Annotated in this window: 21 protein-coding genes; 13 read left to right on the top strand and 8 right to left on the bottom strand. The window is 73.1% G+C overall.

What is annotated here, in order from left to right; translation table 11 throughout:
* Window positions 1–11: 11 nt before the first annotated feature.
* On the bottom strand, window positions 12–227 hold the full coding sequence (locus ASF89_RS04725; protein ID WP_055794207.1) for a hypothetical protein: 216 nt from the start codon (window positions 225–227) through the stop codon (window positions 12–14).
* Complete coding sequence (locus tag ASF89_RS04720) at window positions 224–3,991, bottom strand: AAA family ATPase (protein WP_055812436.1); 3,768 nt, start codon at window positions 3,989–3,991, stop codon at window positions 224–226. The genes ASF89_RS04725 and ASF89_RS04720 overlap by 4 nt, the downstream gene beginning before the upstream one ends.
* A gap of 190 nt (window positions 3,992–4,181) precedes the next feature.
* Between ASF89_RS04720 and ASF89_RS04715 the strand changes: the two genes are divergently transcribed.
* From ASF89_RS04715 to ASF89_RS04705, 3 genes are all read left to right on the top strand, one after another.
* Window positions 4,182–4,580 (top strand): hypothetical protein, encoded by a 399-nt coding sequence (locus tag ASF89_RS04715; RefSeq protein WP_055812433.1) that lies wholly within the window; start codon window positions 4,182–4,184, stop codon window positions 4,578–4,580.
* 233 nt (window positions 4,581–4,813) lie between these two features.
* On the top strand, window positions 4,814–5,020 hold the full coding sequence (locus ASF89_RS04710) for a DUF1508 domain-containing protein (RefSeq protein WP_055794201.1): 207 nt from the start codon (window positions 4,814–4,816) through the stop codon (window positions 5,018–5,020).
* Window positions 5,021–5,027: 7 nt separating this feature from the next.
* Complete coding sequence (locus tag ASF89_RS04705; protein WP_055812427.1) at window positions 5,028–5,996, top strand: epimerase; 969 nt, start codon at window positions 5,028–5,030, stop codon at window positions 5,994–5,996.
* 28 nt (window positions 5,997–6,024) lie between these two features.
* Here ASF89_RS04705 and ASF89_RS04700 read toward each other — a convergent pair whose 3' ends face one another.
* The 3 genes from ASF89_RS04700 to ASF89_RS04690 form a co-directional block, all read right to left on the bottom strand.
* Window positions 6,025–6,996 (bottom strand): WcbI family polysaccharide biosynthesis putative acetyltransferase, encoded by a 972-nt coding sequence (locus ASF89_RS04700; RefSeq protein WP_055794197.1) that lies wholly within the window; start codon window positions 6,994–6,996, stop codon window positions 6,025–6,027.
* A gap of 40 nt (window positions 6,997–7,036) precedes the next feature.
* On the bottom strand, window positions 7,037–8,314 hold the full coding sequence (locus ASF89_RS04695) for a DUF418 domain-containing protein (protein WP_082489835.1): 1,278 nt from the start codon (window positions 8,312–8,314) through the stop codon (window positions 7,037–7,039).
* 93 nt (window positions 8,315–8,407) lie between these two features.
* A complete protein-coding gene (locus ASF89_RS04690; RefSeq protein ID WP_055794195.1) occupies window positions 8,408–8,653 on the bottom strand; it encodes a glutaredoxin family protein in 246 nt (81 codons plus the stop codon).
* A gap of 125 nt (window positions 8,654–8,778) precedes the next feature.
* Between ASF89_RS04690 and ASF89_RS04685 the strand changes: the two genes are divergently transcribed.
* Window positions 8,779–10,098, top strand: coding sequence for an amidohydrolase family protein (locus ASF89_RS04685; protein ID WP_055812425.1), 1,320 nt, complete (start codon window positions 8,779–8,781; stop codon window positions 10,096–10,098).
* Between the two features lie 9 nt (window positions 10,099–10,107).
* Here ASF89_RS04685 and ASF89_RS04680 read toward each other — a convergent pair whose 3' ends face one another.
* Window positions 10,108–11,070 carry a PDR/VanB family oxidoreductase gene (locus ASF89_RS04680; RefSeq protein ID WP_055812416.1) on the bottom strand — a complete coding sequence of 321 codons (963 nt, stop codon included), beginning with the start codon at window positions 11,068–11,070 and terminating at the stop codon, window positions 10,108–10,110.
* Window positions 11,067–11,720 (bottom strand): helix-turn-helix domain-containing protein, encoded by a 654-nt coding sequence (locus ASF89_RS04675; protein ID WP_200937093.1) that lies wholly within the window; start codon window positions 11,718–11,720, stop codon window positions 11,067–11,069. The genes ASF89_RS04680 and ASF89_RS04675 overlap by 4 nt, the downstream gene beginning before the upstream one ends.
* 124 nt (window positions 11,721–11,844) lie before the next feature.
* On the opposite strand from ASF89_RS04675, the gene ASF89_RS04670 reads away from it, so the two are divergent.
* From ASF89_RS04670 to allB, 9 genes are all read left to right on the top strand, one after another.
* Window positions 11,845–13,134 carry an amidohydrolase family protein gene (locus ASF89_RS04670; RefSeq protein ID WP_055812413.1) on the top strand — a complete coding sequence of 430 codons (1,290 nt, stop codon included), beginning with the start codon at window positions 11,845–11,847 and terminating at the stop codon, window positions 13,132–13,134.
* A 7-nt stretch (window positions 13,135–13,141) separates the two neighbouring features.
* The gene (locus ASF89_RS04665; RefSeq protein ID WP_156357238.1) at window positions 13,142–13,921 is read left to right on the top strand and encodes an ABC transporter ATP-binding protein; all 780 of its coding nucleotides are present in this window, start codon (window positions 13,142–13,144) and stop codon (window positions 13,919–13,921) included.
* On the top strand, window positions 13,921–14,796 hold the full coding sequence (locus ASF89_RS04660) for an ABC transporter permease (protein ID WP_055812410.1): 876 nt from the start codon (window positions 13,921–13,923) through the stop codon (window positions 14,794–14,796). Before ASF89_RS04665 ends, ASF89_RS04660 begins: the two co-directional genes overlap by 1 nt.
* A gap of 158 nt (window positions 14,797–14,954) precedes the next feature.
* On the top strand, window positions 14,955–16,145 hold the full coding sequence (locus ASF89_RS04655) for a hypothetical protein (protein ID WP_055794185.1): 1,191 nt from the start codon (window positions 14,955–14,957) through the stop codon (window positions 16,143–16,145).
* A 58-nt stretch (window positions 16,146–16,203) separates the two neighbouring features.
* Entirely contained in the window at window positions 16,204–17,607 is a 1,404-nt protein-coding gene (locus tag ASF89_RS04650; protein ID WP_055794183.1) for an FAD-binding oxidoreductase, read from the top strand.
* Window positions 17,604–18,458 (top strand): creatininase family protein, encoded by an 855-nt coding sequence (locus ASF89_RS04645; RefSeq protein ID WP_055794181.1) that lies wholly within the window; start codon window positions 17,604–17,606, stop codon window positions 18,456–18,458. Before ASF89_RS04650 ends, ASF89_RS04645 begins: the two co-directional genes overlap by 4 nt.
* Window positions 18,455–19,126, top strand: a complete 672-nt coding sequence (locus ASF89_RS04640; protein WP_055812407.1) for a pyridoxal 5'-phosphate synthase — start codon at window positions 18,455–18,457, stop codon at window positions 19,124–19,126. Before ASF89_RS04645 ends, ASF89_RS04640 begins: the two co-directional genes overlap by 4 nt.
* Window positions 19,127–19,239: 113 nt before the next feature.
* Complete coding sequence (locus tag ASF89_RS04635; RefSeq protein ID WP_235476273.1) at window positions 19,240–19,998, top strand: DUF1275 family protein; 759 nt, start codon at window positions 19,240–19,242, stop codon at window positions 19,996–19,998.
* A complete protein-coding gene (gene allB, locus ASF89_RS04630; protein WP_235483981.1) occupies window positions 19,991–21,394 on the top strand; it encodes an allantoinase AllB in 1,404 nt (467 codons plus the stop codon). The genes ASF89_RS04635 and allB overlap by 8 nt, the downstream gene beginning before the upstream one ends.
* A 21-nt stretch (window positions 21,395–21,415) precedes the next feature.
* On the opposite strand, the gene ASF89_RS04625 is transcribed toward allB, so the two are convergent.
* On the bottom strand, window positions 21,416–24,013 hold the full coding sequence (locus tag ASF89_RS04625) for a glycoside hydrolase family 78 protein (RefSeq protein WP_055813106.1): 2,598 nt from the start codon (window positions 24,011–24,013) through the stop codon (window positions 21,416–21,418).
* Window positions 24,014–24,015 lie beyond the last annotated feature (2 nt).

Here is a 24,015-nt window from a genome sequence, read left to right as displayed (position 1 = left end):
CGCGGTGCGGGTCAGCCCCAGTGAGGCGGCACGTCGGCGCGCAGCTGCGCGTCGTTCTCGGCCGAGGCGTGCCGAGGAGGCTCGGGTGCGGGAGTCGGATCGCTGCCGGGCACCGGGTCGGTCGAGACCCGACGCCCGCCGCGACGCCGCACCACGAGGGGGTGCTGCGCGACCGCCTCGACGACGTCGGGGGCGTCGTCGTCGGACGCCGCGCCTCCTCGACTCACCCGCGGTTGACGTGCTGGCTGGCCGGCACGCTCGGGATCTCGCTGGTGCGCGATCCCTCGATGCCGAGGACCTCGGCCACGCGCGACGCCACCGCATCGGGGTCGGTGAACAGCTGGAACGCGTGCACCCTGACGTAGTGCCACCCGAGTCGGCGGAGCGTCTCGGGACGCGCCCGCAGCGATTCGCGGAGGCTCGTGCGCGAGAGGGTCGTGTCGGTCTCGATCGTCACGCAGACGCCGTCGTGCGCCGCCACCAGGCCGAGCTTGCCGCGGTGACCCAGCGCCACGGGGATGCCCTTGGCCTCGAGTCGTCGGGCGAGGTCGACCAGCATCGGGTCGCTGTCGTCGGGGACGTGCTCCGCGGTCGTGCGGACCTGCACCTCGGTGAGGATCTCGGAGAGCGCGACCGTCCCGTGGCCCATGCGGCCGCCGTCGATGTCGCTCGGCTGGAAGCACGTGACGATCACCATCGAGCGACGGGCCCGCGTCATCGCGACCGCGAGGAGACGCTCGCCGCCCGGCTGCCCGAGCGGACCGAAGTCGCTCAGCACCCGACCGTGCGGCGTGCGGCCGTAGCCGATCGAGAAGACGACGTGGTCGCGGCTCTGCGCGACGCTCTGCTCGAGGGTCGCCACCATGAACGGCTCGGCGCGGTCGCCGACCACGAACTCGGTGAGGTCCTTGTGACCCGAGACCGCGGTGAGCACCGCCTGCTGCACGCGTACGGCGTGCTTCGCGCTGGCCGTGATGACCATGAGCGACTCGCGGGGCCGCGTGCGGGCGTGCTCGACCACGAGCGAGACGACCCGGTCGACCTCGGCGTCGACGCTCTCGACGGCGCCGGACTCGGGGTCGGGCACGGCCGTTCCGCCCGAGACGTAGTCGAGCGCGATGCTGCCGTGACCGAGGAAGCTCCCCGCCCAGGGCAGCGACTCGATACGCCCGCCGTAGAAGCGGCGGTTGACCAGCTCGGCGAGGTCCTCGCCGCCGGCCCGGTAGCTGCGGGTCAGCGAGAGCGTCGGCAGCAGGGTCGACAGACGCGCCAGGGCGCTGTCGGCGTGCAGGGCCTCGAGGGTCGCGTCGTCGTGCGACGGCGGGCGCTTGCCGGGCGTGACCGCGATGTCGAACTCCGAGGGCGTCTGCGTGACCGGGTCTCCGAAGGCCACGGTCTGCTTGCCGCGACGGATCGCGCCGACGTTCTCGGCGATGGTCGTGGCGCCCGCGTCGACGAGGATGACCGTGTCGAACGGCACCGTGTCGGCGATGGTGTGCACCTCGTAGGGCGAGGCCAGCCAGACCGGGGCGATGGACCGCGAGAGGTGCGGGGCGGCGTCGTGCAGGAGGCGCGCGGTCACGTGCTCCTGGCGCAGGAGGCGCTTGAGGGCGGCGGCCTCGTCGGGCCAGTCGACCAGACCGATCGTCCAGTTCTCGGCGAGCAGCCAGCCGAGCAGCTGGGCGCTGCCGGCGGCGTGCGCCTCGTCGACGAGCCGGAAGTCGGCCTCGAGACGGTCGAGCATGGCGGTGTTCGCCCCGAGCAGGGCGCGGTCGGCCTCGAGCAGCGACTCGAGCGCGGATCGCCACCAGGCGAGCTCGAGCTCGGCGGCGACCTGCTGCTCGGGCACGTGCCGGTTCGCGAGATCGGTCAGGAGAGGGGTCAGCTCGAGGTCGCGGAGGGTCGTCATCAGCTCGGTGCGCTCCTGCAGGTTCTGCAGGACGTCGCTCTCGGCCGCCAGGGCGTCGAGCCGCTGCTGCAGCTCGACGACGCCGATCTCGGTGAGCCCCTCGTCGCCGGTGAGACCGAGCGGGCGGTCGAGGCGTTCGAGGTCGTGGGAGACCTGCTGGTGCAGCACGTGGGTGTCGGCGATGCCGGTGGGCACCTCGGGGGGCGTGCCCGCGGCGACGAAACGCTGCCACTCGTACCGCTGCTGCTGGATGCGCTGCAGAGCGCCGTGCAGGTCGGCGATGTGGACCCCGGGGCGGACGTACTCGCGAGCGAGCTTCTTCAGCCGACGCCGGTTCGCGCTCGACATGTCGGGGGCCTCGCGCTTCGGCGCCGTCGCCGCCACGAGCTCGGCGACCGACCGGTCGAAGACCACCGGCAGGAACTTGTCGAGCGTGTCGCGGATCTCGGTCAGGAGGCGCAGGTAGACGCCCAGCTCGGCGATCGATTCGAACGGTCGCATCCGGGTCTTGCCGATGACGTCGCCGGCGCGCTCGAGCAGGCGGGGCAGATCGCGGTGGTGCAGGTTCTTGGCGAGCTGATGAGCGTCACCGGCGCCGAACGAGTCCGTGAACTGCGAGCCGTACCAGGGCGAGTCGCCCGGGCCGTAGCGGAACTCGCCGAGGTTCGCCGCGTTGACCATCGTCTCGGCGACCCGTGAGCGGCCGTCGACCATCGCCTCGATGCTGCGGCGGCTGAGTCGCGCGGTCGTGGCCGGAGGCGCGGGCAGCAGGGCGAGACGCGAGAGCTCGGTCAGGCAGTCGAGCACGGAGACCTCGAGGCGCGGGTCCCGCTTGCTGAGGGCGCCCCGGTAGTCGACGAGCACCTTGCGCAGACGCACCAGGGCGTCGTCGACCTCGCCCATCTGAGGACGGGTCGCCTTCTCGTTGCGGCCGATGGCCCGCACGACGTCGCGTCGCAGCGTCTTCGGCGCCACGGCGACGCCGGGCAGACCGACCTCGGTGAGGCGGTCGCCGATGCCGCTCAGGGTCGCGCGTCGGGCGCTGACCACGAGCACGCGCTTGTTCTGCGACACGAGACGACCGATCGCGTTGACGATGGTCTGCGTGCCGCCCGTGCCGGGCAGGGTCTTGACGACCACCGAGTTGCCGGCGGCGATCTGCGCGACCACGTTCTCCTGCTCGGGGTCGGCGTCGAGCAGCAGGGTGTCGGTCTCGGGGCTCCGCTCGTCCTGCGGGGTCGCCGAGGCGGAGCGATGCCCCTCGGCCACCTGGCGGAGCGCCATGGCGTTCCCGGTCAGGGCGTCGAGGACCGGGTGCCCGAGCTCGCGGGTGTCGAGCGCCATCTCGGTGCCGACCTCGGCGAAGGTCGAGACGATCAGTCGGGGCTGGACGGTGAACCACTCGAGGTGCGCCGTCAGACCGCGCAGCCGGTCGATGACCGGGTTCGGCGTGAATGACCCCTCGCGGCTGGCCAGGGCGACGAACGACTCGGCGTCGAGCGCGATGTCGAACTGCTCGTGGAGCGCGTCGACGAGAGCCGGGTTGAGGAACGGCCTGCCGAGCAGCTTCACCTCGAAGTCGCGCCCGTGCCGGCGGATAGCGAGCGGACGGAGCAGCACCGGGGCGCGGTAGTCGTGGCCCGCGTGCGACCAGGCGGCGACGCCGATCGCCAGGTGCACGGCGTCGATGCCGCGGACGGTGGCCAGCTCGAGACCCTTGGCCGCGATCTCGCCGGCCGCCAGCCGCGCGGTGCGCAGCGCGAGGTCGTCGCGGATCAGGCTCGACAGGAGGGTCGTTTTGCCGGTGATGAACTGCGCGAGACCGCCCGGGTGGGTCGTGCTCAGCTCGATGCGGGCGCGCTGCTCGTCGCCGAAGTGCAGCAGGGTCGATCGTCCGCCGATCTCGCCCAGCTGCTGACGCCAGACCGCCCAGACGGGCTCGGCCGCGTTGCCGACCGAGAGCCCTGGATCACCGAGGCTCACGGTGTGCGGGGAGTGCGCGCCACCGGGCGCGCTCGTCGGGACGACCTCGGAACGGGTTCCGTCGTCGTCGTCGTCATGCTGTCTGTCGGCGCGCCACACACCAGCCACCTTAAGGCGTCGAGCCCGAGATAGTGGGGAGGACGGGCGGACGTCCGGGCAGCAGTACGACCATCTGCGATCCTGTCATGTGACATGACGATGATGGCATGTCGGCCCACCCGACTGCGTTATGGTCATCACGGTCGATTGCCAAAGGGCACGTCGGCCGCATCGATCACGGGAGACCACCTTGCCTTTCGAGCAGAAGTACAGCACCGCCGTCCGAGAGCAGTCGCTCGCTCGGGTCCTGCAACGACGCGAGTCCGAGCCGGGCAACCGCGCCGTCATCCGCGAGACCGCGGTGGAGTTCGCCGTCGGCGAGCAGTCGCTGCGGGCCTGGCTCCGCGCCCACGAGCGCGCCCAGAACCCCGAGGCCGTCGCGACGCCGGAATCGAACTCGGGCTCGGGCTCGTCGGCCGACGAGACGGGCCCGTCGACGACCCTGGCCGGACCCCCACCGGCACGGCGCCCCGGCTCGCTCGACGCCTCGACCGCGGACCGCATCACCGAACTCGAGGCCGAGGTCACGCGGCTGCGTCGCGATCGCGAGGCCCTGAAGTCCGCCATGGCCGTCGTCCTGGTCGACTGACCGGGGGGGGGGAGCAGGAGGCGCGGGTCGAACCCCGAGACGCCCTCGGAACCGACGACGCGGCCACCGGCTCGACGGGGGGATCGGAGCCGATGGCCGCATCGCGGCCGGCTCAGTCTGCAATGTGACATGCCAGATGTCAAGGCGGCGCGACGGGCCCGGTCGCAGCCGAGGGGCGCGTCGTAGGGTGTGACCACCGACAGCGCGTCGCGCACTCTCATTCAGGAGCTCCCATGGCTGGAAGATTCATCGTCACGCACGACGCCGACGGCATGTTCCGTTTCGCGTTGACCACGGCCGCCGGCGAGGTCGTCGCGACGTCCGAGGCCTACGGCCAGAAGGGGGCGGCGATGAACGGCATCGACTCCCTCCGCGAACTCGCGACCGACGCCATCGTCGACGATCGCACGACGTCGCCTGCTCCGACCCACGCCGACTAGGCGTCCGGTGACTCAGCACGTCGTCCTCGCCGGCGCCTCGGGCTTCATCGGTCGCCATCTCGCCGACGCCTTCCGCGCCGAGGGCGCCCGGGTCAGCCTGATCGGCCGCCACGGCCCCGACGCCCGCTGGGGCGACACCGCCGCGATCACCGCTCTGCTCGACGGCGCCGACCTGGTGGTGAACCTCGCCGGCAAGAGCGTCAACTGCCGGTACTCGCCGGCGAACCGCGCCGAGATCGTGCGGTCGCGGGTGGCCACCACGCGCGAACTGGGCGAGGCCATCGCCGCCTGCGCCGCGCCTCCTCGGCTCTGGCTCAACTCGTCGACCTCGACGATCTACCGTCACGCCGACGACCGACCCCAGTCGGAGGCCGACGGCGAGATCGGCTCGGGCTTCTCCGTCGACGTCGCCACCGCCTGGGAGGACGCGCTGTTCGCCCCCGACCTGCCGCACACGCGCCGGGTCGCCCTGCGCATCGCGATCGTGCTCGGCGACGCCGGCGCCCTCGCGCCGCTGCTCAACCTCGCCCGCGCCGGCCTCGGCGGCCCCCAGCTCGACGGGCGGTGGCCCGCCACCCGCGCGCGCCTGTGGGCGGGCACCTACCACCGCCGCGCCACCCCCGGCGGCCGCCAGAAGTTCAGCTGGATCCACATCGACGACATGATCGGCTCGCTGATGTGGCTGCGCGATCACGACGAGGTCGAGGGTGTCGTCAACATCGCGTCGCCGAACCCCGTCGACAACCGGACGATGATGGGCGTCGCACGACGCGCGGTCGGCATGCCGTTCGGTCTGCCCGCGTTCCGCTGGATGCTCGAGATCGGCATGGCGGTCTTCCGCACCGAGAGCGAGCTCGTGCTCAAGAGCCGCTGGATCGAACCGCGGCGCCTGGTCGACGGCGGCTACGCCTTCGAGCATCCCCACATCGAGGAGGCGGTCGGCACGATCGTCGCGGAGGGTCGCCGCCGCGCCTGATCGCCCCCCCCGGGCGGGGCGGGCGGGGTCAGCGGAGGTCGAGGGCGGCGAGCGCCGGGCTGTGACGGGCGAGCCCGGCGTCGACGGCGTCGGGGTGCTCGGCGTACCAGGCCAGGTGGGCGGCGCGCACCTCGTCGGTCGGCACGACGGCTCCGTCGACGATCCAGTGCTCGGTCGGCTCGTCGGCGAGGCCGAAGGTCTCGATGACGGCAGCCAGCCGGGGCGCGTGCACCCGGTCGAGCAGCGGACGACCCGGGTCCACGACGTGATCGGGCAGGCCCAGCGCCTCACGCACCCGTGACGCGGCGGTGCTCCAGACGGGATTGCCGGGGTGGTTCAGCGTCCGCATCTGCTCGAACGACGGCTGCTCGAAGAGGTCGGACAGCACGATGGTCGCGTTCGCGGCCTCGCGGGCGCGCAGCTGAGCCAGCGACTCGGAGGCGACGGTGCGGACGGCGAGGGCGTCGAGTCGGCCGGCGACGCCGGTGACGGGCACCGCGCCTCCTTCGCGACGGATGGCGGCCTCGACCAGCACGCGCAGGTCGTGGTACTCGACGAGAGGCGGCACGAGCGAGGTGTCGCTCGGCGGACGCACGATCGCATGCGTCGGGTACAGCCCGGCGACGCGCACCACGGGCACCCGCAGCAGTCGGGCCCCGGCCGGCAGCACCGCCGCGAGCTGAGCCGTGCCGAGGGGCAGACCGTGGTAGTCGTCGCGCACGGGCTGCGACACGAGGACCGACGCCCGGGACACCCAGTGCTGCAGGTACGGGAGGTCGGCGGCGGTCAGCTCGTGCACCGCGGGGATGCGCACCGTCGCGAGCCCCGGCCCCTCGAGCATCTGACGCAGGCTCTCGGCCTGGCAGTTGCCGACGACGATCGCGACGTCGTCGGACGGCCCCTCGGCCAGGGAGTAGAAGACCCCGTAGTGATGGGCGCGGGCGTCCGCATCGATCGGAGGCGCAGGAGGCGCGGCGGAGGGTGAGGAGGAGTCGGTCACGACCCCAGCATGGCCCACCCGGCCCTCGGCCACCCGGCGCTCAGCGGCCGTAGCTCAGGCGGCGGAGGAGGCGCTCGGCCGGCCCCGGCGTCGCCGTGCGCTCGAGGACGACCGCGACGAGCACCGTGACCAGCCACACGCCGACGGCGATCAGCGCCACCCGCAGCGTGCCCGCCCCGACGCCGAGACCCAGCGCCCACGGCTTCAGGAGCACGACGAAGAGCACCGACTGCAGCAGGTAGCAGGTCAGCGACCGGCGGCCGACCGCCAGGAGCGCCGACAGCACGGCACCGGGCCGGGCGCCCGCCGAGACGCGCTCGGCCCGGCCGGCGGCCCACCAGCCGACGAGGCCGACGAGCGCCAGGGCCCCCGCGACGCCGGTCGTCCCGTGCAGGACGCCGAGGGCGTAGAGGGCGACCGGGCCGGGCTCCCCGACGCCGGTCGAGGCGAGCACGAGGGGCAACGCGCCGAGGATGCTGATCGGGAACCCGATGAGGGCGAGGCGGCGGAGCAGGACGACGTGCTGCTCGGGGTGCTCGAGCACCCGGCGACGCCCGAGGAGCGTGCCGAGCGCGGCGATCGGCAGCAGCATGGCGACCGTCAGCGGCGCGCTGAAGACGAGGGCGACGAGCGCCAGCACCCGCCAGAGGAGATCGCCGAGCAGCGTCGTCTGATCGAAGGGGAGCCACGAGAGATCGCCCGCTCCCCCGCCGACGCCGTCGGCGCCCGAGGCGAGCGCGAAGATCGCGAGCGTCGACCAGCCGACGACCCGGAACACCCTGTCGCTCGCCGCGAACATCGCCGCGAGCACGAGACCGAGGGCCCCGTAGCTGAACAGGATGTCGCCCTCGAAGAGCAGCACGACGTGGAGGGCGCCGAAGACGAGCAGCCAGAGGCTGCGTCGCAGCAGGAGCGAGCGGGCCCGACGGCGATCGACGCCGCGTTCGGCCTGACGCCGGACGAGCACGGTGAAGCCGTAGGCGAAGAGCAGCGTGAAGAGCGGGAAGGCCCGGTTGTCGACGAAGGTGCCGACGATGACGTCGGCCACGTGGTCGCCGGTCGAGCCGTCGACCGGGCGACCCAGGGGCCCGATCACCCGACCGCCGATGTAGTAGACCGCGTTGGCCAGGGCGATGCCGAGCAGAGCGACGCCCCGCAGCAGGTCGGGGGCGATGAAGCGCTCGGACGCCGCGATCGGGCCGCTGTAGGCGGTGGGCGTCGGGGCCGCCTCGGTCGGGTGCGGCGCGACGGGGAGGGGCGGGAGACCGGCCGGGCTCGCGGCACCGGAGACAGGCGGTGGAGGAGGATTCGTGCTCACGCGATCAGCCTGGCGGACGGCGCGGACCGGGACCACCGCCGTCAGACGGAGATGGGGGCGCCGCACGAGGTCGCGCGGCCTCGGGAGGACCGGTCAGAGCCGCGCCGCGAGCTCCGGATCGGTCGGCTCGACGAGATGCGTGCCGTCGGGGAACACGACGACGGGGATGTTCGTGCGACCGCTGACCGCGTAGGCGCGGTCGGCGCCGTCGGCGACGGCCTCGAGGTCGACGTAGTCGTACTCGACCCCGCGGGAGTCGAGCAGCGCCTTCGACCGACGGCAGTCCCGGCACCATTCGGCGCCGAACATGAGGATGCGGTCGGGAGCGCTGTCAGACATGTCCGCGAGTGTAAACCTCGGTTCCGAGGGCCGGCTGGGATCCCCGTCCGCAGCCGACGACCTCCGTGACGAGCCGAGGAGGCGCCGGTAACGTCCGCGACACACGGCGCTGCTAGACACGCCCCATGCTCGAGATCACCGGCGCCACCCGCATCGTCGTCGACGAGGCGACCGAGACCACCGGCAGCCTCTTCGTCGAGGGCGGGGTGATCGTCGACGGGTCGTCGGGCGAGGTCACCGAGACCCTCGACGCCGGCGGCTGCGTCATCACCCCCGGTCTCGTCAACGCGCATCACCACCTGCTGCAGAGCGGGTTCCGCACGCTGCCCGGCACCCGCGGGGTCCCCATGGCCGACTGGCTGCCGACGATGGCGGGGGCCTACGGCGCGGCGGGCATCGACCCGTCGCTCGTCGCCGCGACGGCAGCGGTCGGCGTGGCCGAGGGGCTGCTGAGCGGAGTGACGACCGTCGCCGACCACCACCTCAACTGGCCGGTGCCCGCCGTGTCGGCGGCCGACACCGCGGCGATCGCGCGCGCCGTCGCCGACGCCGCAGCCCTGCTCGGAGGGCGACTCGTGTTCGTGCGCGGCTCGGCGCGCGACGATCCGCAGACGGCGGCGGCCTCCGCGGACGCGATCGTGCGGGGTCTGCTGACCCGCGCCTCCGGGGCCCTCCCGCCCGGCGGCGTGTCCGACGACGGCATGCTGCAGATCGCCGTCGGCCCGGCCGGCGTGCACAGCGACGGCCGCGAGACCTTCGAGCTGCTGGGCGAGGTCGCCGCCCGACACGGACTCCGGAGGCGCACCCAGGCGAACGAGCAGGTCGACGTCGTCATCGCCCTCGAGCGCTACGGGCGGCGACCGCTCGATCTGCTCGACGAGTGGGGCTGGCTCGCCCCCGACGTCACGATCGCGCACCTCTGCGCCGTCGAGACCGACGAGATCGCCCGCCTCGCGGCCGCCGGGGTGACGGCGACGCACGCCCCCGGCTGCGACCTGCCGATGGGCTGGGGCATCGCCCCCGTCGCGGCGCTCCTGGCCGCCGGCGTGCCCGTCGGACTCGGCACGAGCGGCGGCGGGAGCAACGACGCCGGGCATCTGCTCGCGGACGCCCGGCTGGCTCTGCAGGTCGCACCCCTCGTGGGGCCTCCCGTCCCCGCGCGGACGATGCTGGGCATGGCGACGGCCGGCTCGGCCGCGGGGCTCGGACGACCCGAGCTCGGGCACCTGCGCCCGGGAGCCGCCGCCGACCTCTGCCTCTGGGACGTCTCGGGCGTGGCGGACGCGGGCGTCGCCGACCCGGTCGCCGGGCTGTTGTGGGCGTCGCCCGGGCGACGACCGCGGGACGTCTACGTGGCGGGGAGGCGCGTCGTCGACGGCGGACGCCTGGTCGGGGCGGACGAGCACGACCTGGTCGACGCGCTCACCGCCCGCCTCGCCCGCTGAGGCGCGGCCCTACAGGTCGAGCACGAGGCGAGGGCAGGCCGCCCGCGAGACGCAGAGGAACATCCGGTCGCCCGCCGCCTGCTCGTCAGGGGTCAGGATCGAGTCGCGGTGATCGACCTCGCCCTCGAGCACGGTCGTCTCGCAGGTGCCGCAGGTGCCCTCGCGGCAGCTCGAGAGCACGAGCACGCCGGCCTCCTCGACCACGTCGAGCACTGAGCGGTCGGGCGGCACCGTGACCGTCAGGCCCGACCCGGCCAGCTCGACCTCGAACGACTCGTGCCGCACGGGCTCGCCGACGGCCTTCGCCTCGAAGCGCTCGACGACGACCTGACGCCCGGCGCCGGCGGCCTCGACCGCCGCGACCAGTCGCTCGGGTCCGCAGCAGTACGTCGTCGTGAAGGGGGCCAGGGCCGCGAAGAGCGCCTCGACGTCGAGGCGTCCGCCCTCGTCGGCGACGTGCAGCACGAGTCTCTCGCCGTGCAGGGCGGCGAGCTCGTCGATGAGCGCCATGGTCGAGCGCGACCGGCCGGCGTAGTGCAGCACGTAGTCGAGGCCCGCCGCGGCGGCCGCGCGGGCCATGGCCGAGATCGGGGTGATGCCGACGCCGCCGGCGACGAAGACGTACGACGTGCCGCGCCGCGGCTCGAACTCGAAGTGGTTGCGGGGACCGGCGAGCCGGACCGTGTCGCCGACGGCCAGGTTCTCGTGCAGCCAGGCCGAGCCTCCTCGTCCGTCGGTCTCGCGCAGCACGCCGATGCGCCACCCGTCGGCGGCCGGGTCGCCGCAGAGCGAGTACTGCCGCACCTCGCCGGTGGGCAGGGCGACGTCGACGTGGGCGCCGGGCTGCCAGCGCGGCAGCGGCGATCCGTCGGCGGCGGCGAGCTCGAAGAGGTCGACGGCCTCGGCCGCACGCGTGCGGGCGGTGACGACGGCGTCGAGGGCGGTCTCGGGGAGGCGGGTCGGGGCGGTCACACGGGCTCCGGTCTCTGCTTGACGACGAACAGGCGGTAGCCGTCGTCACCGACGGCGCTCCAGCGGTGACGGGTGCCGCCGCCGTAGTACAGGGAGTCGCCCGCGGCCAGAACGCGGGCGCCCTCGTCGTCGAGGTCGACGCGCAGCCGGCCGGACACGACGTGCACGAACTCGTCTTCGGCGTGCACGAAGAAGTCGCCGGGGTCGAGGTTCGCGCCCGACATCTCCATGACGCGGAACGGCCGGTCGGGCGGGGTGAGGAGGCGCGCGGCGGCCTGCCCGTAGCGTCCGGTCGATCCGTCGGCGACCCCGACGAAGCCGACGACCGGCCCGTCGGCCGTGCGCTGATCGTCGACCACCTCGAGGATCTCGACCTGACTCGACCCGAGGGCCCGGGCGATCCGCTCGAGCGACACCATGCTCGGTCGGGCGAGTCCGCGCTCGAGCTGGCTGAGGAACGGATGCGACAGCTGCGCCTCGGCGGCGAGCTGGACGAGGGTGAGCCCGCGAGCGCGACGCAGAGCGCGGATCCGACCGCCGACGGCCAGGGCCTGCGGGTCGACGGGGGCGTCGAGGGACGTGACGGGGGGCCTCCTCGGTCGGGTGGTCAGACGAGGTCTACCACGGGGTCCGGTGTGCTCGGCGAGCAATTAACACGGCGAAACGGTCGCGTCATCTGTCGGAAACGAGCACTCCTTAGATTGACACATGTTGACGCCATCAACATTCTGACCGACCGACGGCCCGTACGCCAGCCCGACCCGAGAGGCCCCCGTGACCCGACTGCCCCGACAGCTCTCCCTGCTGCGGAACGCCACCCTGCCGAGCGGCGAGGTGGTCGACGTGCGCATCGCGGGCGACGTCGTGGAGGCGGTGCTCCCGGCGGGCACGGCACCCGCGGCCCCCGGGATCGAGACCCTCGACCTGGCCGGGCACGTGCTCCTCTCGGCACCCGCCGAGCCGCACGCGCACCTCGACAAGGCCCTCTCGTGGGACGCCATCCGCCCGCCGATGGGCGACCTGGAGCTCGCGATCGCCTCGTGGCGCGTCTACGCCGCCACGATGACGGTCGACGACATCGCGGACCGCGCCCGGCGTCAGCTGCTGGCCATGCTCGCCCAGGGCACGACCGCCGTCCGCACCCACGTCGACGTGCTGCTCGGCGACCGGCCGACCCGCGGCGCCGAGGCCCTGGTGCGGGTGCGCGACGAGCTGCGCGGGCTGATCGACGTCGAGATCGTCGCCCTCGCCTCGCAGGACAGCCCCGACTCCGACATCGAGGCCGTCCTCGACCTGGGGGTCGACCTCGTGGGAGGCGCACCCCACCTGTCGAGGGATCCGCACGGCGATCTGCACCGCCTCCTCGACCTCGCCGAGCGCCGCGGCGTCGGCGTCGACCTGCACACCGACGAGAGCCTCGACGGGGCCGTGACCCTCGACGAGTACGCCCGCCGTGTCGCCGACTGGACGACGACCGTCTCGGCCGGGCACTGCACGCGGCTCGGCTCGATGCCCGCCGAGCGTCGCGACGACATCGTCGCGGCCGTGCTCGCCGCCGACATGGGCGTCATCGCGAACCCCATCACGAACCTGTACCTGCAGGGCTGGGGCCACCCGGTCTCGACGCCACGCGGCCTCACCGCACTGCGGCCGCTGCTCGACGCGGGCGTGCGTCTCGCCGCCGGCGCCGACAACGTCCGCGACCCCTTCAACCCCCTCGGCCGCAGCGACGCGCTCGAGACCGCCATGCTGCTCGTCACCGCCGGACATCTCACGATCGACGAGGCCTACGCCGCGGTCAGCGACTCGGCGCGATCGGTCATGGGGCTGCCCGTCGCGGGCGTCGCCGCCGGGGCCCGTGCCGAGCTGCTGGCCGTCCGGGCCGGCTCGCTGGCCGACGTCGTCGCCGACGCGTCGGCCGACCGCTTCGTCGTCCACGCCGGCCGACTCGTCGCCGAGAGCCGGGTCACCCGCTCGATCGCCGATCCCGCGGAGTCCCTCGCGGAGTCGTCCTCCACGGCGACGCCCGCCTCCCCCCGCCCGACCCTCGCAGAGACCCGGTGACCCGATCATGACCATCGCCAGCCCTCCCGTCGCCCCGCCGGCCTCGACGCGGGTCGACACCCTGCTCGACTTCCGCGACGTCGCCATGCGGTTCGCCAACGGCACCGTCGCCCTGCAGGACGTCGACCTCACCGTCGACCGGGGCGAGTTCGTCACCGTCGTCGGCCCGTCCGGCTGCGGCAAGTCCACGCTGCTGCGCATCGCATCGGGGCTCGAGAACGCGTCGCACGGCAGCGCCGAGGTCGACACCGACCGCATCGGCTACGTCTTCCAGGACGCCACGCTGCTGCCCTGGCGCACCGTGCGCGACAACGTCGAGCTGCTCGCCGAGCTGAACGGGGCGCCGAAGACCGCCCGCCGTGCCGCGGCGCAGGAGTCGATCGATCTGGTCGGCCTGTCGGGCTTCGAGTCGAACCTGCCGAAGGAGCTGTCGGGCGGCATGCGGATGCGCGCCTCCCTCGCCCGCTCCCTCACCCTCGACCCCGAGCTGTTCCTCTTCGACGAGCCGTTCGGCGCACTCGACGAGATCACCCGCGAACGACTGAACGACGAGCTGCTGCGCCTGTTCGTCGAGAAGCGCTTCGCCGGACTGTTCATCACCCACTCCGTGTCGGAGGCCGTCTACCTCTCGACCCGCGTGGTCGTCATGTCCGGTCGCCCCGGGCGCATCGTCGGCGAGTTCGACGTGCCGTTCGACATGCCCCGCGACCCCGAGATCCGCTTCACCGCCGAGTTCGCCGAACTCGTCGGCGAGGTCAGCCACGCACTCCGAGAAGGGCACAACTGATGGCCGTCGACACCCGCGTCTCGCGCACCGAGCCCGCCACGACGGCCACCCGCCTCTCGGGGCCGAAGCCGCCCCGGCGGACGGCCTCTCCGCGGGCCACCCGCATCACGAACATCGTGCTGCCGATCGCCGTCTTCTTCGTGCTGATCGGCGTCGGCTACGCCATCGCCGCCTACTACGACCAGGTGCGCGGCCTGCCGTTCCTGGTGCCGTACCCGCACCTCGTCGTCCAGGCCCTGCTCTTCGACGGCGACTTCCGCCCCGACCTGCTCGAGGCCCTCGGCAACACGACCCTGATCGCCGTGATCGGCCTCGCGATCGCCATCGTCATCGGCATGGCCTGGGCCGTGCTCATGGTGCAGGCCAGCTGGATCGAGAGCGCGCTGTTCCCCTACGCCGTGGTGCTGCAGTGCATCCCGATCCTCGCGCTCGTGCCGCTGATCGGCTCGCTGTTCGGGTACGAGATGCCGTCGCGCATCATCGTGACGGTCATGTTCGCGCTGTTCCCGATGGTCTCGAACACGCTGTTCGGCCTCCAGTCCGTCGACAAGGGCCAGCGCGAGCTCTTCCAGCTGCAGGGCGCCTCGCGCCTCACCCTGCTGACGAAGCTGCGGTTCCCCGCGGCGCTGCCCTCGATCTTCATCGGCCTCCGCAACTCGGCCGGCCTCTCGGTCATCGGCGCCATCGTCGCCGACCAGTTCTTCCAGCGCGGCGACGGCGGACTGGGCGTCCTGATCTCGGTGATGAACCAGCGCCTCAACGGCGCCGAGATGTTCGCCGCCATCGTCGTCGCCAGCGTGCTCGGCGTCGTCGTCTTCGTCGCGTTCGGCTGGCTCCGCCGCCTCGCGATCGGCCGCTGGTACAGCGCGAACTGAGCCGCCCCTCCCCCGCAGCGCGCATCGCCCAGTCGACCCGCGCCTCCTCGACCACCCCTCCGCACCTCCCGACAGCACCTCCCCGCACCATCCACAGCACACGCTCCACGGCACCCCGCCCCGCACCATCCCCTGCTCCACCCCCGACAGGAGACCCCATGCCCCGCACCTCCCGCGCCTCCCGCACCCTCACCGCCCTCGGACTCGTCGTCGTCACGGCCGCCGCCCTCTCGGCCTGCTCGGGCGGATCGAGCGACGACGCCGCCCCGCAGGCCGCCGCGAGCGGGTCGGCCGTCGACCTCTCGGGCGTCTGCCCCGCCACCGTGGTGATCCAGACCGACTGGAACCCCGAGGCCGAGCACGGGCACGCCTATCAGCTGCTCGGCGACGACTACACCGTCGACGCCGACCAGAAGTCGGTCTCGAGCGACCTCGTCATCGGCGGCGAGCCCACCGGGGTGAAGGTCGAGATCCGCGCCGGCGGACCCGCCATCGGCTTCAACACCGTCCCCTCGCAGATGTACCAGGACGACGAGATCACGATGGGCTACGTCACCACCGACGTGGCCGTGCAGAACTCGGCCGACCTGCCCACCACGGCCGTCTTCGCCGAGAACGACATCTCGCCGCAGATGATCATGTGGGACCCGGCGACCTACCCCGACGTGTCGACCATCGAGGAGCTGGGCGCCGAGCTCGAGGCCGAGGGCGGGGTCGTCCGCTACTTCGGCGGCGCCGCCTACATGGACTACCTCGTCGGCAACGGGATCGTGCCCGAGTCGGTCACCGACGGCAGCTACGACGGCACCCCCGCGAAGTTCGTCGTCGCCCAGGGCAAGGACGCGCAGCAGGGCTTCGCCACCGCCGAGCCGTTCGTCTACGAGAACCAGGTCTCGGCCTGGGGCGAGCCGCTCGACTACCAGCTGATCAACGACACCGGCTACCCGATCTACCCCGAGGCCATGTCGGTCCGCACCGGCGACCTCGAGGAGCTCAGCCCCTGCCTCGAGAAGCTCGTGCCCGTGCTGCAGCAGGCCGACGTCGACTACTTCGCCTCGCCCGAGGCCACCAACGAGAAGATCGTCGACCTCGTCGACCAGTACGACACCGGCTGGGTCTACGACGAGGACGTCGCCGCGTACGCCGTCGACAAGATGAAGGAGCTGAAGATCGCGACCGACGGCGACAACGGCTACGTCGGCGACATGGACGAGGAGCGCATGCAGACGATCATCGACCTCGACACGGAGATCTTCGAGAAGCAGGGCTCGACGCTGAAGGAGGGCCTCGCGCCGTCCGACCTGTACACGAACGAGTTCCTCGACGACACGATCAGCCTCGGCTTCTGATCACCCGGGGGCCCGGTGCGAGCCGGGCCCCCTCCCTCCTCTCCAGACAGGACGCACCATGAACGACATCCGTCCCCCCGCAGCCCCGGAGGCGCTGGCCGCCCTCGAGGGCGAGCTCCGCACCCTGCTCGGCGAGCGCGGCGTCTCGGTCGAGCTCGCCGCCCGCGAGAAGGCGTCGGTCGACGGCTCGCGGCTCTCGCCCGTGATCAGCGAGCAGCTGCCCCTCGGTCTCGCCGACCTGGTGGCCTACCCGGCGAGCGCCGAGCAGATCGCCGAGGTCGTCGCCGCGGCGGTCCGCCACGGCGTGCCGGTCACCCCGCGCGGCAAGGGCACCGGCAACTACGGCCAGGCGATCCCGATGTCGGGCGGGCTGGTGCTCGACATGACGCGCGCCAAGGCGATCGTCGAGGTCGGCGACGGCTTCATCACCGCCGAGGCCGGTGCGACGATGGTCGCGCTCGAGCAGGCCGCGAACAAGGCGGGGCAGCAGATCCTCATGTACCCGTCGACGGCCCAGTCGTCGCTCGGCGGGTTCCTGTCGGGCGGCTCGGGCGGCACCGGATCGATCAAGCACGGGTCGAACAGCTCGGGCTTCGTCACGGCGCTCGACGTCGTGCACGCCGCGCCCGACGCCACCCTCGTGCACGTCGAGGGCGACGACGCGCAGCCGTACGTGCACAACTACGGCACGGCCGGCGTCATCGCCCGGGCGACCGTGCAGCTCGAGCCCCTGCAGGACTGGCGCGGCTTCTTCGCCAGCTTCGACACGTTCGAGCAGGCCCTCGGCCTCATCAGGCCGTTCGCCGACCTCGAGCCGACGCCGCGGCTCGTCAGCGCCGATCTGCCGACCCTGGCCGACGCGCTGCCGGCCGACCCCGGCATCCCCGCCGGCCGGGTGAGCCTCCGGGCCATCCTCGACGTCGCGACCGTCGCCGAGGCGAGCCGGATGGTCGAGGAGGCGGGAGGCCGTGTCGAGGACGTCCGCGAGGGCGCGCAGACGTCGATGAAGATCAGCATGATGTCGTACAACCACCCGATCGAGTGGCTGCAGAAGGCCTACCCCGACACGTACTTCCATGTTGAGGTCTCGGGCGACGCCCTCGTCGACCGCATCGACGAGGTGCACGCCGTCTACCCCGGCGGCATGCTGCACATCGAGTCGCAGCACGGTCGGCCGATCGGCATGCTCGCCGGCGTCTACACGAGCGCCGCCGACGTCTACGCGGGCTTCGAGAAGCTCAAGGGCCTGGGCGTCGGCTACCACAACCCGCACCAGTGGTACGTGGACTTCGAGCCCGCGCGCACGCGGGCGCTGGCGGAGACGACCGACCCCGACGGGCTGCTGAACCCCGGCAAGCTCGTCGACCCGCTGACGGTCGGCGGCCCCGACACCGGGGTCAAGGGCGGGCATCCCGTGCCCACCGGACGCATCGGCGTCGACACCGGGGTGAAGGTCTCGTGAGCGGCGTCGACGGGTCGACCCGCGCCTCCTCGGGTCGCCCGCCCGGCCGCCGCTCGCGCGACCTCGTCGAGCTGAGCGGGCCCGCCGCGGCCTCGGCCCTGACCGAGGACAGCATCCTCGTGCTGCCGACGGGCGCCATCGAGCACCACGGACCGCACCTGCCGCTCGCGACCGACTGGCTGATGGCCGATCTGATCGGCCGGGCCGTCGTCGAGGAGGCGGCTGCGGCCGGGCAGGACGTCTGGCTGCTGCCGTCGCTCGCCTACACCAAGTCGGACGAGCACCACTGGGCGCCCGGCACGATGTGGCTGACGGCCGAGACGCTGCTGCAGACCGTCGTCGACATCGGACGCTCGGTCGCGGCGACCCCGGCCCGCACGCTGGTGTTCTACAACGGGCACGGCGGCAACATCGCCCTGCTGCAGGTCGCCCTGCGCGAGCTCCGCCGACGGTTCGGTCTGCGCACCTTCCTGATGGGCAGCGGGATGGCGCCCGGCGACGGCGTGAACGGACCCGACGAGCACGGCTTCGGCGTGCACGGCGGGCACAGCGAGACGTCGATGATCCTGCACCTGCGCCCCGACCTCGTCGACATGACGCAGGCCGACCGGTGGATCCCCGATCACATGATCGATCTCGAGTACGTCCGGTTCAACGGCGGACCCGTGCACTTCGGCTGGCTGAGCGACGACTTCGGCCCGGCGGGCGTCGTGGGCGACGCGAGCGGGGCGAACGCCGAGTGGGGCGCGACGCTCTACGAGACGGCGCTGCGCCGGGGCGTCGAGTCGCTGGCCGAGATCGCACGGTTCCGGCACCGTCCGGCGCCGGGGCCGGTGGGGTTCGGGGCGTGAGCTCCGTCGACGTCGGCTCCGCGGGCGCGAGCTCCGCGGGTGCCGGCCCGGAGGGGGCGAGCCCCCGGGGCGCGAACTCCGTGGGTGCGGGTCCGGTGCGCGTGCCGGACGACGCCTGGGCCCTGCTCGCCGACTGGCTGCCCGGGGACGACGACCCCCACCGACCGCAGATCACCCTCTCGACGGTCGACGCCGACGGCGGGCCCGACGCCCGCACCGTGCTGCTGAGCTCGTTCGACCGCGACGGCTTCGTGTTCCACACCGACGCCGCCAGCCGCAAGGTCGCGCAGCTCGAGGCGCGCCCGCAGGCGGCGATCACGGTGCTCTGGCCGGGGTTCACCCGGCAGATCGTCGTGCGGGGCGTCGCGTCGCGTGCCGACGCCCCCGCGATCGCCCGGGCCTACCGCGCACGATCGCCGTACCTGCAGCAGCTCGCCTGGCTCAACTCGCACGACTTCGCCGGGCTGCCGCTCGAGGAGCGCCGTTCCCGCTGGGCCGCCTTCGAACGCGAGCACGCCCACGGCTTCGAGCAACCGGCGGGCTGGACCGGCTTCGTCGTCCGGCCCACCCGCCTCACCTTCTGGACCAGCGCGCCCGACACCGCGAGCCGCCGCCGGGAGTGGTCGCTCGGGCCGGACGGCTGGACGCACTCGTACCGCGCGGGCTGATCCCCGCACAGGGTTCGAGCCCGGCGTCCGATCCACGCGACGGGCGGACCGTGCCGACCCGAGCCTCCTCGGCTGGAAGAATCGGACCACCGTGCCGTGACGAAAGGACCCCCGTGAAGAAGTTCCGTGCCGACCAGGCGCGCATGCACCTGATCATGATGCTCGCCCTGACCTTCACGACCGGCATCATCGACGCCGTCGGCTACCTCGGCCTCGACCGCGTGTTCACGGCGAACATGACGGGCAACGTGGTGATCCTCGGCATGGCGATCGCGCAGGCCGACGGGCTGCCCATCGTGGGCCCGATCGTCGCGCTGGTCGCGTTCATGATCGGCGCCGCGCTCGGCGGGGCCCTGCTCCGCTCGGCTCGCGCGGGCTGGTCGGGTCGCAGCACGATCGCGTTCTCGGTCACCGGCACGGTGCTGCTCGGCCTCGGGGTGTCGTGCTTCGTCGTGCTGCCGGTCGAGGGGTCGCCGTGGGCGTTCACCATCACCGGGCTGCTCGGCGCGGCCATGGGTCTGCAGGCCGCCGCGGCGCGGAAGCTCGCGGTGGCCGACGTGACCACCGTCGTCGTCACCTCGACGATCGTGGGGCTCGCCTCCGAGTCGAAGCTCGCCGGCGGCACGGGCAAGAACTTCCCGCGACGGGTGCTCGCGGTGCTGATGATCCTGGTCGGCGCCGGGGTCGGCGCGCTGCTGCTGCAGGTGCACATCGGCATCGGCATGGGGACCGCGGGCGGGCTGACGCTGCTCGTCGCCCTCGCGGGTCACCTGCTGCGGAAGCGCCGCAAGGAGCTCGAGGCGGAGGCGGCCGAGGCAGCCGCCGCCGAGGAGGCGCGGGTCGCGTCGACCCCGGAGGGCACCCGTGCCTGAGCCGGTCGTCTCCATCCCCGTCGACCTCGTGCTGCGCGCCGAGCGGGTGCTCGTCGACGGCGAGTGGCGGGCGGCCGCCGTGGCCGTGCGCGACGGCGTCGTCGCCGAGATCGGACCCGTCGACGCGCCGTTCACGACGGTCCGCGTCGACGACGACCGTCTGCTGCCGCCCGACCAGGTGCTGCTGCCCGGCATCGTCGACACCCACGTGCACGTGAACGAGCCGGGTCGCACCGAGTGGGAGGGCTTCGCCTCGGCCACCCGCGCCGCGGCCGCCGGCGGCGTGACGACGATCGTCGACATGCCGCTGAACAGCATCCCCCCGACGGTGACGGTCGAGGCGCTCGACCTGAAACGGGCCGCCGCCGCGGCGCAGTCCGTCGTCGACGTCGGCTTCTGGGGCGGGGTGATCCCGTCGAACCTCGGCACGGGCGACCTGCGAGCGCTGCACGACGCCGGCGTCTTCGGCTTCAAGGCGTTCCTCTCGCCCTCGGGCGTCGACGAGTTCCCGCACCTGTCGACCGAGCAGCTGTTCGCGGCCCTCCGCGAGCTGACCGCCTTCGACGGCCTGCTGATCGTCCACGCCGAGGACCCGGACCAGCTCGACGCCGCCGCGGCCTCGCTCGAGGTCACGGCAGGAGGCGCGGTGTACGACGACTTCGTGCGGTCGCGCCCCGAGGCGGTCGAGCAGACCGCGATCGAGCACGTGATCGACGCGCTGCGCGAGACCGGCGGGCGGGCGCACGTTCTGCATCTGTCGTCGGCGTCGGCGCTGGCGGCGATCCGGGCGGCCAAGGCCGAGGGCCTGCGACTGACGGTCGAGACCTGCCCGCACTACCTGACCTTCGACGCCGAGTCGATCGGCGACGGCGAGACGCAGTACAAGTGCTGCCCGCCGATCCGCGACGAGCACAACCGCGAGCTGCTCTGGGAGGCTCTCGTCGACGGCACGATCGACGTCGTGGCCTCCGACCACTCGCCGTCGACCGCGGCGCTGAAGTTCGCCGGCGACGGCTCGTTCGACCTCGCCTGGGGCGGCATCGCCGGGCTCGAGGTGAGCTTCCGCGCGGTATGGACGGGGGCGCGTGCTCGCGGAATCCCCCTCGAGAGGGTCGTGGGCTGGATGTCGTCGGGCACGGCGGGGCTCGTCGACCTCGGGGCCGGCTCGACCGCCGGACGACCGCCGAAGGGGTCGATCACGGTGGGCGGCGCGGCGGACCTCGTCGCCTTCGCGCCCGAGACGCCGTTCACGGTCGACGCGACGGCGCTCCGGCACCGCAACCCGGTCTCGGCGTTCGACGGCGCGACCCTGATGGGCGCCGTCGCCGGGACCTGGGTGGCGGGCGTCCGGGTGGACTCGGACGCGCCTCCCGCCCGTCTGCTCAGCCGGGGCTGACCTCGAGGGCGGGGAGGGCGGCTAGCCCGCCGCCTCCCCCGCCGCCGTCGGCAGCTCGCAGCGGAACTCGTGCCGGCCGTGCCGGACCTCGACGGTCGTGCCGTCGGGCAGCCAGACCGATCCGCTGGTACCGACCGGGAGCGCGACCGTCAGGAGGAACGCTCCCCGGTCGATCCGCCACTCGGACGAGATCTCCCCGTACGGCGACAGGTGCCGGCCCGACGCGTGCGTGAGACCGCCGCCGGGACGCGGCGCGAACCGCACCCGGCGCCATCCCGGCGCCGCCGGCGCGAGTCCGGCGACCGTCGAGTGCAGCCAGTCGGCCACGGCGCCGAGGGCGTAGTGGTTGAAGCTCGTCATCTCGCCGGGGTTGACGGTGCCGTCGGGCAGCATGCTGTCCCAGCGCTCCCAGATCGTCGTGCCGCCCATGTCGACGGTGTACAGCCACGACGGGCACGACCGTTCGAGCACCAGGTCGTAAGCGCGGTCGACGTGTCCGGTGCGGGTGAGCGCGGGTGCCACGACGGGCGTTCCCGCGAAGCCCGTGGCGATGCGGTTGCCGGCCTCGGCCACCAGCTGGGCGAGACGGTCTCCGCCGGCCCGCGCCTCCTCGCCCTCGATCAGACCGAACTCCACGGCGAGACCGTAGGCCGTCTGGGCGTCGCTCGTCGTCCGGCCCCGGCCGTCGGTGTACCGGCCCACGAAGGCCGCGCGCACCTCGTCGGCGATCGCGCCGTACCGGGTGGCGTCGTCGTCGCGCCCGAGCACCTCCGCGGTCAACGCCAGGTGCCGGGTCGACCAGTGGAGGTAGGCCGTGGCGACGAGGTGACGATCGGTGAGCGCGTCGGCCGGATCGTCGGGCGGGGCCGCCGGATCGAGCCAGTCGCCCAGCTGGAAGCCCTCGTCCCAGACGCGGTCCTCCCCCGCCCGCTCGAGGATCAGGTCGACCCAGGCCTTCGCCGAGTCCCACTGCCGGGCCAGCACGCCCGCGTCGCCGAACCGCTCGTACAGCGTCCACGGCGTCAGCACGGCGGCGTCGCCCCAGACCGCTCCCGGCTCGATCGGCTCCCACGACGGACCGCCGGGGATCCGCGGCACGAACCACGGCACGGTGCCGTCGGGCAGCTGGTCGATGGCGAGGTCCTGCAGCCACGAGCCGAGCATCCCCGAGCAGTCGAACAGGAAGGAGGCGGTGGGCGCGAACACCTGGATGTCACCCGTCCAGCCCAGACGCTCGTCGCGCTGCGGGCAGTCGGTGGGGATGTCGACGAAGTTGCCTCGGGTGCTCCAGAGGACGTTCTCGTGGAGGCGGTTCAGGCCCGTGTCGGAGCTCTCGAACCAGCCGGTCCGCTCCATGTCGGTGTGGAGCACACGGGCGACGACGGCCGCGGGGTCGAAGTCGCCCGGCCAGCCGGTGATCTCGGCGTAGCGGAAGCCGTGCACGGTGAACCGCGGCTCCCACGTGACCGGGCCGTCGCCGCGGAGGGTCACGACGTCCTCCGCCGCGGCCAGGCGCAGGGTGCGTCGGTAGAGCTCGCCGTCCTGGACCACCTCGGCGTGATGCAGGGTGATCTCGCGTCCGGCCTCGCCGTCGACCGTGATGCGGAGGCGCCCGACGAGGTTCTGCCCGAAGTCGAGCACGACGGTGCCGCGCGGGGTCCTCCAGTGCTCGACCGGCCGGACCTCCTCGGTGCACCGCACCGGCGGCTGCTCCGGCGCGACGAGCGTGGCGGGGTCGCGTCCGGCCACCGTGACCGGCGTCCAGCCGTCGAGGTCGGCGCCCGCGATCGACCAGGCGTCGTCGTCGAGCCGGAGGTCATGACGCTCGCCGTCGTAGAGCCCGCTGAACGAGATCGGGCTGACCCGCGCCTCCCACCGGTCGTCCGTGGCGACGACCACGCGCCTCCCGTCGACGAGGTCGACCTCGAGTTGCGCGATGAACGAGAGATCGGTGCCGTAGAGGTCGTGGTAGCCGCCGTTGAAGCCGAGGCGACCGCGGTACCAGCCGTCGCCGAGCCAGGCGCCGATGACGTTGTCGCCCTCGACGAGCAGTTCGGTGACGTCGTGGGTGCGGTAGCGGAGTCGGGACCCGTACGAGGTCCAGCCCGGCGAGAGCTCGTCATCGCCGACCCGTGCGCCGTTGATCTCGGCCTCGAAGACGCCGTGGGCCGACGCGTAGAGGCGGGCGGCGGCGACGGGGGCGTCGAGCCGGAACCCTCGGCGCACACGGGACGGACGGCGATCGGTGCCGGGCGCCTCGCCCCAGGCGCCGCCCACGGGACGGGCCTGCCAGTCGGTCGGCAGCAGCAGCCCCGTCTCGACGGGCGTCGGGTCGCTCCAGGGCGAGACGGAGCCGTCGACGCCGGTGACCCGCACCCGCACCAGGACGCGCTCGCGCGAGCCGAGGTCGGCGAAGGGCCAGGCGACCAGCACCTGCTCGTCGGTCTCGAGGACGGACGTCCGGGTCGCGCCCGAGCGGGTCTCGAGGGCGATCTCGACCGAGGACTGCCGCCAGCCCGAGGGCCCGTCGAGACGCCACGAGAGGCGGGGCCGCGGCGTGCCGAGGCCGAGGGCCGGCCCGCCGTGCTCGATCCGGAGGTCGATGACCGTCGCGCTCATCA

The sequence above is a fragment of the Frigoribacterium sp. Leaf172 genome (genome assembly GCF_001424285.1).
Taxonomy (GTDB): Bacteria; Actinomycetota; Actinomycetes; order Actinomycetales; family Microbacteriaceae; genus Frigoribacterium.
This window is presented reverse-complemented; position numbering and strand designations above follow the sequence as displayed.